Origin of the sequence: Bacteroides sp. LFL-34 (assembly GCF_027257075.1) — a bacterium.
In the GTDB taxonomy this organism is placed as follows: domain Bacteria; phylum Bacteroidota; class Bacteroidia; order Bacteroidales; family Bacteroidaceae; genus Bacteroides; species Bacteroides ovatus.
Genome location: NZ_JAPQKZ010000143.1, coordinates 1 through 902, shown reverse-complemented (window position 1 = coordinate 902; position 902 = coordinate 1). Strand labels below are relative to the sequence as shown.

Genomic DNA, 902 nt, shown 5'->3' with positions numbered 1-902 from the left:
GAAAGGTAGACAAGGTTGAACTAGTCCTATAGCTCAGTTGGTTAGAGCGCTACACTGATAATGTAGAGGTCGGCAGTTCAACTCTGCCTGGGACTACCAAGCTCAAGAATGAGGAACAGCGAAAGCTGAAAGCTAAAAGCTAAAAAACGATATTCTTGAACAACCTCTTGGGGGATTAGCTCAGCTGGCTAGAGCATCTGCCTTGCACGCAGAGGGTCAACGGTTCGAATCCGTTATTCTCCACGATCTCTGAAAAGAGAAAACGATCTTTGACATGATGTACAAAAAGTAAAATTAAAAGTAAGAGCTAAAAGTATATATCAAACCGTACGTGTTCGAATATGCAATATTGACAGCCGGAAGCAATTCCCAAGTCAATACCAGTATGAGAATAAAACGTTTGAAAGAAAGTAAGCAAGGGCGCATGGCGGATGCCTTGGCTCTCGGAGGCGATGAAGGACGTGATAAGCTGCGATAAGCTTCGGGTAGGTGCAAATAACCTTTGATCCGAAGATTTCCGAATGGGACAACCCGGCATTCTGAAGGAATGTCATCCATCCTAGATGGAAGCTAACGCAGGGAACTGAAACATCTTAGTACCTGCAGGAAAAGAAAATAATAATGATTCCCCAAGTAGTGGCGAGCGAACGGGGATTAGCCCAAACCAATGTTGTTACGGCAATATTGGGGTTGTAGGACCACGATGTCGCAAGAAATTTAGTGAGAAGAATTCTTTGGAAAATGAAACCATAGACGGTGATAGTCCGGTATTCGAAGCTAAACGAAGCGTAGTGGTATCCTGAGTAGCGCGGGACACGAGGAATCTTGCGTGAATCTGCCGGGACCATCCGGTAAGGCTAAATACTCCCGAGAGACCGATAGCGAACCAGTACTGTGAAGGA

Annotated in this window: 2 tRNA genes and 1 rRNA gene; all 3 read left to right on the top strand. The window is 45.2% G+C overall.

Annotated features, from left to right (window positions below):
* Window positions 1-22 precede the first annotated feature (22 nt).
* A tRNA-Ile gene (locus N5O98_RS27280) sits at window positions 23-99 on the top strand.
* Window positions 100-169: 70 nt separating this feature from the next.
* Window positions 170-243: transfer RNA gene (locus N5O98_RS27275), tRNA-Ala, on the top strand.
* 161 nt (window positions 244-404) lie between these two features.
* Window positions 405-902, top strand: a 23S ribosomal RNA gene (locus N5O98_RS27270); the annotation flags it as partial.